General features: G+C 58.9%; 13 protein-coding genes. 12 read left to right on the top strand and 1 reads right to left on the bottom strand.

Features of this window, described 5'->3' with window-relative positions; all coding sequences use genetic code 11:
* Positions 1 to 187 (bottom strand): hypothetical protein (locus AC1DWI_RS07420; protein ID WP_477724607.1); only part of this gene is annotated, 187 nt, incomplete at its 3' end.
* A gap of 675 nt (positions 188 to 862) precedes the next feature.
* Between AC1DWI_RS07420 and AC1DWI_RS07415 the strand changes: the two genes are divergently transcribed.
* The 12 genes from AC1DWI_RS07415 (at position 863) to AC1DWI_RS07360 (ending at position 8,221) form a co-directional block, all read left to right on the top strand.
* On the top strand, positions 863 to 2,047 hold the full coding sequence (locus AC1DWI_RS07415) for a phage/plasmid replication protein, II/X family (RefSeq protein ID WP_477668218.1): 1,185 nt from the start codon (positions 863 to 865) through the stop codon (positions 2,045 to 2,047).
* A 10-nt stretch (positions 2,048 to 2,057) separates the two neighbouring features.
* Positions 2,058 to 2,378, top strand: coding sequence for a single-stranded DNA-binding protein (locus AC1DWI_RS07410; protein ID WP_477668219.1), 321 nt, complete (start codon positions 2,058 to 2,060; stop codon positions 2,376 to 2,378).
* Between the two features lie 10 nt (positions 2,379 to 2,388).
* Positions 2,389 to 2,526 carry a hypothetical protein gene (locus AC1DWI_RS07405; protein WP_477668220.1) on the top strand — a complete coding sequence of 46 codons (138 nt, stop codon included), beginning with the start codon at positions 2,389 to 2,391 and terminating at the stop codon, positions 2,524 to 2,526.
* An 11-nt stretch (positions 2,527 to 2,537) separates the two neighbouring features.
* Positions 2,538 to 2,672: a hypothetical protein gene (locus AC1DWI_RS07400; RefSeq protein ID WP_477668221.1), complete on the top strand. Its 135-nt coding sequence runs from the start codon at positions 2,538 to 2,540 to the stop codon at positions 2,670 to 2,672.
* Between the two features lies 1 nt (position 2,673).
* Positions 2,674 to 2,886, top strand: coding sequence for a hypothetical protein (locus AC1DWI_RS07395; protein WP_477668222.1), 213 nt, complete (start codon positions 2,674 to 2,676; stop codon positions 2,884 to 2,886).
* 95 nt (positions 2,887 to 2,981) lie between these two features.
* Positions 2,982 to 3,239, top strand: a complete 258-nt coding sequence (locus AC1DWI_RS07390) for a hypothetical protein (protein WP_477668223.1) — start codon at positions 2,982 to 2,984, stop codon at positions 3,237 to 3,239.
* Between the two features lie 112 nt (positions 3,240 to 3,351).
* Positions 3,352 to 4,701 (top strand): hypothetical protein, encoded by a 1,350-nt coding sequence (locus tag AC1DWI_RS07385; RefSeq protein WP_477668224.1) that lies wholly within the window; start codon positions 3,352 to 3,354, stop codon positions 4,699 to 4,701.
* 2 nt (positions 4,702 to 4,703) lie between these two features.
* Positions 4,704 to 5,039, top strand: coding sequence for a DUF2523 family protein (locus AC1DWI_RS07380; protein ID WP_477668225.1), 336 nt, complete (start codon positions 4,704 to 4,706; stop codon positions 5,037 to 5,039).
* Between the two features lie 10 nt (positions 5,040 to 5,049).
* Entirely contained in the window at positions 5,050 to 6,261 is a 1,212-nt protein-coding gene (locus tag AC1DWI_RS07375) for a zonular occludens toxin domain-containing protein (protein WP_477668226.1), read from the top strand.
* 127 nt (positions 6,262 to 6,388) lie between these two features.
* Positions 6,389 to 7,135 (top strand): hypothetical protein, encoded by a 747-nt coding sequence (locus AC1DWI_RS07370; RefSeq protein ID WP_477668227.1) that lies wholly within the window; start codon positions 6,389 to 6,391, stop codon positions 7,133 to 7,135.
* Between the two features lie 216 nt (positions 7,136 to 7,351).
* Positions 7,352 to 7,756: a hypothetical protein gene (locus AC1DWI_RS07365; RefSeq protein ID WP_477668228.1), complete on the top strand. Its 405-nt coding sequence runs from the start codon at positions 7,352 to 7,354 to the stop codon at positions 7,754 to 7,756.
* Between the two features lie 9 nt (positions 7,757 to 7,765).
* Positions 7,766 to 8,221: a hypothetical protein gene (locus AC1DWI_RS07360; RefSeq protein ID WP_477668229.1), complete on the top strand. Its 456-nt coding sequence runs from the start codon at positions 7,766 to 7,768 to the stop codon at positions 8,219 to 8,221.
* Positions 8,222 to 8,312 lie beyond the last annotated feature (91 nt).

Here is an 8,312-nt window from a genome sequence, read left to right as displayed (position 1 = left end):
GGACCACATGCTGCGGAAAAGTGGTGCAGAGCCGAAGAAACATACTTTGCTCACGCTCAGTGAGCGGCCGTTTCTTTCGTAAATCCCGACTTCCTGCGGGCTCTGATTCCCCTCGCTTCGCTTTCAAGATGGTGATGACCACCATGATGATGACGAACAGCGCTGCCATCCAGATCAAGCTTTTCATTCAACTCCCTCCTTGTGTTGGAGGTCATTTTGGCTGAAAGCACCCGCTCTAGCCTCCTTCAATCTGGGGGTGATTCAACTGCTCAAACGGTAAACCGCACGACTCTGTATCAACTCGAATACACCGACAGCCTCGGCACGGGGGATGTGGTCATTGAGTCCGGCTACAGCGCCGCAGACGCCGCCGTCTACCTCCGCAGCATCTTGGCCCTCGGCATGTCCCCCGTCACCGTTCGCGTGATCGCATGACGCTCACAGTCATGGACCCCTACACCCACGAGGCCCACGCGGCTCGCTGCGGCCAAGCCGCCCGCGATCGCCAGGTCCTCGTGCAGCACGTCGTCGCCCGCAAGGGAAAGATCGTTTACTGCGCCATCATCCGTGCGCCCTGGACCACACCGAGTGGCAAAGACTGCTGGACCCTAGAGACCCTGTGGCCGGAGCGCACCAGGGTCACCGTACCTTGTGGAAACGTCGCGGTGTGTGGCGGACCCACCTGCAGCTGCGCACCAGCCGACAGCGCTGGAGGGGCCCCGCTTGCGGGGATACCAGCGCTGCCGGATGGCTGCCGCAGCGAGGCTTTCCCCGACCCCGCTTTTAGTCAGGCGGGCGTGGTAGCACCGCCTGACAGTCTCACGCATGAGACTCGGCCTGTTTCCAGCCCAGCGGAATTCTGATGGCCTACGACACCATCAAAATCAAGTCCCCCCCGATCGACCGCACCATCATGCGGCGCATCGAGCAACAGTGCATTCTGCGGTCTGGGTGCGACCTTTCCAGCGGCGAAGTCCTGTACGAACTCTTCAGCGGCCAGCTGCTCGGCTCTTGGGACTCCCGCATTTCCGTGATGCCCAAATACGAGGACTACGTCCTGGACAAGCTTGGCCGCCCTCGCCTGCACGCCTGCGAGCCTTACCTCCTGATCGAAGCCAGCGTGCACAAGGTCATGCTGGGCCACAACGTCTACGGTGGCCCTTCTGACTTCAAGGAAGCGGCACGCTACCTTGTGGCTTTGGTCGAGAAGCTGCTGGAGACAGACATGCCGCCAGCGGACTGCTGGACCGTGCACCGGGTAGATGTGGCACACGTCTACAACCTTAGCAAACCCGCCTGCAAAGAGTTCTTTGACAGCATTCAGCTGCGCAACTTCCCCCGCCGCCAGAAGAAAGCGGCCAAGTACGACATGGCCGTCTACTTCGCCGGCAAAACCACCACCGTCAAGTTCTATCACAAGGGTGACGAATTCAAGCTTCACGACTACTCACGCCTGCGCAGTTTTTTCCGCATCCTCTTCGATCACATCCACGGCACCAACGAGAAAAATCCCGGCCGCGTCGAGCGCAAATTGAAAGCCCTGCAACGCCTGGCCGACAACCGGCTGCGCGTCGAGGTCGAGATTCACAGCGACAAATTCCAGTACGACTTCGGCAAGAACCCCACCGTGGCCGAAGTCACCGATGACTACCTGGAAGGCATTCACGACACAGAGATTGAGCGACTGCTCAGAGAAGGGAAGCAAGCGATGGAAACAGTACGCAGCACCACAGCCGTGATCACACGGCTGCAAAACACCTACGGCGACACGCGCGGCGGCCAGCTCTACGGCTTCTGGTCCGCGCTCTGCACGCTCAACGAGAACGTGGTCCGGGCCAAGTACAGCCGCGCCACCTTCTTTCGCAATCGCAAGTTGCTGGAAGACGCCGGCGTGAGCTGGCGCGCTTCCAACATCGTCGTCACAGCCAACGACTCCCTCATTCACGATTTCACGCCGCAACGCGTGGACCGGCGGTTTTGTTTTTCTCCGGCTCGGAACCGCCCCGAATACCACGTCAGCCGGGATTTGATGCGGCTTGCCGCGTAAGGAGTATTTGATGTCAGCACAACCGAACAACATCCAGCCCATGCAAGGCAAGCGCTTCATGGAAGTCACCATCAAAGGCAAGATCGAAGCCGCCCGCCGCCATGAGAAAAAACACTACACCCGCCTGATCACCCCAGCGGCCGACGCCTACACCCGCCCCCAGGTGGTCGAAGTGCGCAGCAACCAGCGCCTGGGCCAGCAGGGTGACGAAATCACGGTGGACTGCAAGCTCGGCGGCTACACCCGCAAGGCGTTCCGTTCGACCGACAAGGACACCGGCGAGATCTCCATGGTCACACCGGTGGACATGACACTCGACGCCAACGACTGAGACGTTTCGCATGCGAAACCCCATCCGCACCCACAACCGTTTCAGCGCGGCGTGGGTCTATATCCACCAGGCGCTCATCACCTGCATCGAGGTCCTGCGCCTCGGTGTGCGTGATGCCCGCGCCACCCTGCGCCACCGGGCGCGCTGAAAGGAAACGCCATGGCGCAATTCAGCTGCAGCGCCTGCGGCTACGCAGGCCACTATGTGGAGTTCAAGGTCGAGCCCGAAGCCGACCCCGACGACGCTGAGCTGGAATGCCCCGAATGCGGCTCCGAGAAAGTTTCGGAGGACTGAAATGCGGTTTCTGATCTGCACCCAAGACATCGACCCGTGTCCCCCGGCCAACGTCTCGTCTCTCAGCCTGGCCGAGACGCTGGACCCCGCCCTCCTGGGCATCACCCCCCAGGCTGTTCTTAAAACCTACACAGGAGGATTTGCCGCCGTGCTGGCCATGTGGCTCATCGGCTACGGCATTGGAATCGCGACCGGCTTGATCCGCAAGGTTTGACTCCAGCCGGGAGGCTGCCAGCGTTGTGAAACGTCGTGGCCTCTCGGGTGTAGTTCCGGATGTTCCGGAAAGCACCATTTGAAAAAGGAATTCAAATGAAGCTCTTCAACGTCGCCAAAAAATACGGCAGCACCGCTGTCGGCAAAGCCGCCGCCGCAGGCACCAGCCTGATGCTGCTGGCCAACCGCGCCATGGCCCAGACCGCCGACCCCAGCGTGCTGGACCAATTCCTCGACGCCATCGGCCTGGGCACGGTCACCGGCAAGGTCGTGGCCATTGGTCTCCTGATCGTCGGCATCGCGCTGGCCTTCAAAGGCCCGGACATCGCCAAGCGCGTGATCCGCAAGGTCTAAGGGGGTTGCCATGCTCACCGGTGCCCTCATCGCCCTGTTCTGGGCCATCATCGCCCTGATCGGTGCTCTGAGCGGCATCGGTTTGTGTCTCGCACTCGGGAGGGGCCGCTAAATGATTAGCCAACGCCTCCTCAGTGGTTTATTTCTGCTGCTGATGTGCCTGGGCACAGCCCACGCCCAGACCGGCACTTACGACATCTTCCGCACCACTGGCGGCACGGTGGTCTTCACCGGCCCCGGTCCCGTCACCACCATTCCCCCGGCCAGCGCCGGCCAGATCATCTGGGACAACGCCGTCAAAACCGACGGCGGCCTGCCCAAGGTCGAAGGCGGCACCACTGCCAAAAATCCCTCCGGCAACCCGGTAGCCGTCAAAGGCTTCGGCCGCATCCCCGCCGCCAAGGTCGCCGTCGCCCTCGGCAACCTGTTCGGCCGCGTCGCCGGTCCCATCGTCGTCGCCTCAGCGCTCTGGAACTTCTGCAAGGAACTGGACTTCGGCTGCAACCGCGCCGGCAATTCCGGCACCATCACCATCACGAAATTCGACCCGAACGTCTGTACGGTGGCGCCGTGCTACCAGTACAACACCTCGGTGCTTGCGACCTTCTACCCGAGCAAGTCGCAGGCTTGCACGGCCAGCGCCGAAAGCCGCAGCAACGTCCGGTTTCTGTACAAGGGCACCGTGAGCGGCAATGTCTGCCATGCCGAGGCGACGGAGCGAAGTGATGGGTCTTATGCCGGCTATGCGGACTGGCCCATCGGCCAGGTCTCCGCACCACCTGTGACTGACAACCCCGGCACCCCCTCCAGCCTGCAGGAGCTGCAGGACGCCATTGCCTCCAAAAGCGGCTGGCCCACCAGCTCCACCATCGGCCCCCTGCTGGAGCAGGCCATTGCCCAATCCCCCAAAGCCATCGAGATCGGACCGATCTCCCTGAGCGGCCCCGCCAGCACCCCTGGCACCCAGAAGGTCACCAACCTGCCCAACGGCAACGTGAAGACGGAAACCGTGACCCATAACCACACCTACGAAGGCAACAAGATCACGACCACCAACGTGACCAACATCACCAACTACAACCCGGTCACCAACATCACCGAAACGGAAACTAGCACCGAAACCACCCCGGAGAAAGACCCGGAGGAGCCCCCGGTGGACACGGCATTGCCCGAGGTGCCCAAGCTCTACGAACGCAAATACCCCGAGGGCCTGGTCGGCGTCTGGCGGGAACAAAAGGCGGCTCTCACGGCCACCCCCGTCGCCAACCTGATGGGCAAGCTCATGCCCAGCGTGGGCACGGGCGGCAGCTGCCCGGCCTGGAACCTGGACTTCGGCTTTGCCGTCTGGGCGGACTTCGGAGTCCGGGATGTGGCGCCGCCTTGTTATGTCTGGGACTGGGGCCGTCTGATCATCCTGGTCAGCGCCTTGCTGCTGGCCCGGGCTTTGATCTTTGGAGGTTGAGCATGAGTGCGGCCTTCTCGATGCTGTTTGCCAAGATCACGGCGGTCCTGCAGTGGTTTGCGGCGCTCAATGTCGCCATCTTCGTGGCGCTCTGGGCCATGGGTCAGGATGTCTTTGCCTGGCTGTTTGAGCAGGTGCTCAAGGTGTCCATCTCGGCCATTGGCGAGATCGACACCAGTGCGGTGGATGGCTACGCCAGTCAGGTAGGGCCGCTGCCCGGCGAAATCCTCAACATCCTGGGCCTGCTCGGGGTGGGAACGGCCATCAGCATCATCACGGCGGCGATTGTGATTCGCCTGGTACTGCAGCTGATTCCTTTCGTCAGGCTCGGATCATGAGGGGCGCATCATGATCAATGGCCTGGAAGGCATCCCGGGCTCGGGCAAGAGCTATGAAGCTGTTGTCTATCACGTGTTGCCGGCGCTGCAGCGCGGGCGACTGGTCATCACGAACCTGCCGCTGCTGGTGGAAATGTTCGCCGCGGTGAACCCGGACTATCGAAACCTGATCCAGCTGCGCACCCGGACCCAGCCGATTCGCGGCACCTGGGACGCGGAAGCGGTGGACGACCAGGGCAATGGAGAAGCCTTCAAACTCTTTGAAGACGGCCACTCAGAAAAGCCCGATCCCTCGGTGTCGGTGTTCGGCGGAGTCTGGGAGTACTACAGCGAGTGGAAGCATCCCCAGACAGGGCAAGGTCCGCTCTTCATCATTGACGAGTGTCATGTGGCCATGCCCAGCATTGGCACGGATCCGCAGGTGGTGGAGTGGTACAAGCTGCACCGGCACTTCAATGCCGATGTGTTGCTGGGCACCCAGTCGTTCCGGGACATGAACCAGCCGATTGCCAGGCTGATGGCGATCCTGATCAAGGTCCGCAAGGCGGACATCCTGGGCAAGGCGGATCACTACATCCGCAAGACGCATGGCGGTTACCGGGGTGGGGTGGTCTCGACGGAAGAACGCAAGTACAAGCCGGAGTTCTTCAAGTTCTACAAAAGCCACACGCAGGGCAACAGCGTGGCCGAGGCGGGGGCGCAGGATGTGGCGCCGTTCATTGTGAAGTTCAACCGGTTGAAGTGGGGAGTACTGGCGCTGTCAGCGGTCGCTATCGTCTGGGCCTTCTGGCCGGAGGCGGAGAAGCCTAAGTCAACCGTCAAACGGACGACGACGGTCCAGGCGGCGCCCTCAGTCGTGAAAGCGGTGGCGCAGCCGGTGCAGGCGGTGACGGAGGTGATTGGCAAGCATGCGACGGACCAGCCGACAGGGACCAACGAGATGCCGGAGCCTTATGGGCTCAAGGGCTTGCATGTGGTGGGACGGATGACGATGCAGGGCAGGACCGTCTACGTGATCACCGTGAGTCAGAACGGGATGCCGGTGACGACGGTGACCAGTCTGGAACTGGAAGAGGTGGGCTACAAGTGGAAGGCTCTGACGGACTGTGCGGCTTCGATCCAGTGGAAGGACAAGGTGCGGGCGCTAACCTGCGACAGTCCGCAGATCACGATGGGGTTGCAGAGGACGGCTACCACGGCCAATCAAGTTTCGACTCGATAACGAGGGCGGAGGGGGCTTCGTTATGGTTTCGCATGCGAAATCATCCTCTAATTGCGGGATGTATTCCTGCCATGAAATAGTAGAGTGCTCGAGTAAATACCGCACGTCAAACCGGGGAGTGATCGTTATGACAACGTGGGATCTTCAGGAGACGAGAAAAACTGTGGAACGCATTTATGGGCGGGATCAGCTTCAGCTCATAGCTCCGTGTTTACGTTCGGTGGCTGACCGACAAGGGTATGCGTATGTTCACTATCAAGATTTCCGAAAACTATTAGAAGACTATCTAAAGTCGAACGCTGAACATTTGCCAGAGACATTTCTATATTGGACGAGTCTCGACGGGGGTCAGGAAGAGTTCGACGAGTTTATTTTGCGGGTTGGTGCTCAAGTCACCGCTTGTGTTCAAAGCTTACATTCAATACCTGACATATTGGCGCATGTCATTTACTTTGCCATTGGACTCAATCTAGACAACAGCATTGACGCTCATAAAGTCAACGTCGGCTCTGTTTCTCAGAAGCTTCAGCTTATACCTGGTGCAGTTGAGCTTCGGCGAATATTGAACTCCTTTAAGGATGGGGGAGCTCATCTATCGGCACTTGCCAATCGAGCCAAGCACAGAAGCGTTGTATTGCCATCCTTCAGCGAGGATTGGACGGGGCAGCGTGCGGAGCGTCACACGATCCTGATACAGCGCTTTGAGCACGATGGGGTAGCGTATCCAGAGGTTATGGCAAAGAGTTTTTTGCAGAACGAATTCGACCGAACTACCAAGCTGTTTGTTCAGGCCGGAATACAGCTCAATATGCTTCTTTGCGATCGGCTTAACAAGATCCAAACCGATCCAGGGGCTCCTTCCGCGTTGTTATGAGGCGTCGCGTTTCATCGAAAAGGTGAGTGGCACTTCGATGATTGGTTCCATGACATCCACTTTGCTAGTGAGATAGTGGGGGAGCCATGAATACCGTTTAGTCGTTTTGATGGCCGGGTTATTGCTGGATTGCGCGTCGGCTCTGTACTCGCGCAATGTCCCCGGCTCCACCAATTAGGGGTGTTCATGCCCCTTGCCAGCGGCTAGACTGCCGATATGAAACTCGTGGCATTTCTGATTTTGACATTCCCATTCGCGGCTTCGGCAGACACGATTTATCACTGCAAGGCCTTTGCCGGCGGTACGTTTTGGAGCAACAAGCATTGCAATACACAGAACGCACATGTTGACCGCATCGCGAACGTGCCAGCCGGTATGCCTTGGGAGCAGCAGGTTCAGATTGCGGAGGCGCAGCGTGGGGCAGCAAATGCGCAGGCTACCCAAGATGTGACACAGAGCGATAAGGCGACTAGATGTGCTGCTTTGAAACTTGAACGTGACAAGATTTGGAGTCGATACTCCAACTGGCAGTACCAGGCACCTGAAGTTGTCGGACCGGATCGGCAGAGGACGCTCGCAATTCAATCAGAGCAGCAGCGGCTTGGTTGCCCTCAACAATAGTAGGTGGCTATGAAAAATAAATCCACTTGCCGCTATCCGCACTGTAATGAGATTTGGCACCTTGGTGGCTTGTGTAGTAAGCACTACGAGGAGGGTCGAGCTAAAGAAGAGTTGCGGGGTGAAGCTGTCCGTTCACTGCACTGGGGCGTTATCGATGGTGTGCGCCCATCAAATGAGGTCGCGCGAAGTGAATTGGTGAAAATTCAACGCTGGTGGAATGAGGTTTGCAATGCATTGAATTTCGGGCACAAGCATTCGGTGCTGCGAGACGAGGTTGAATTTGCGAAGGAATGGTGCATTGCCCTCGCAGAGCAAATCGTCAATATCGAACGGGCGTTCAGAGCTGGAACTCTTCGTGAGACGGATGACATGTTCGTTGCTACACAATTATGGGTGTGGGAACGATTTGAAAATTTAGAAAAGGGGCTAAAGAGTAATGGCGCGATTCGACAGAAAATCCGGTGACATTTCGCATGCGAAACATCAACACAGGGGGTTTTCTGAAAACTGCGATGAAATAGGCGTCAGCCAGAAACTCGCGGCCTCAGCCGGCTCC

It is taken from the genome of Polaromonas sp. P3_C2 (assembly GCF_056402675.1).
This window is presented reverse-complemented; position numbering and strand designations above follow the sequence as displayed.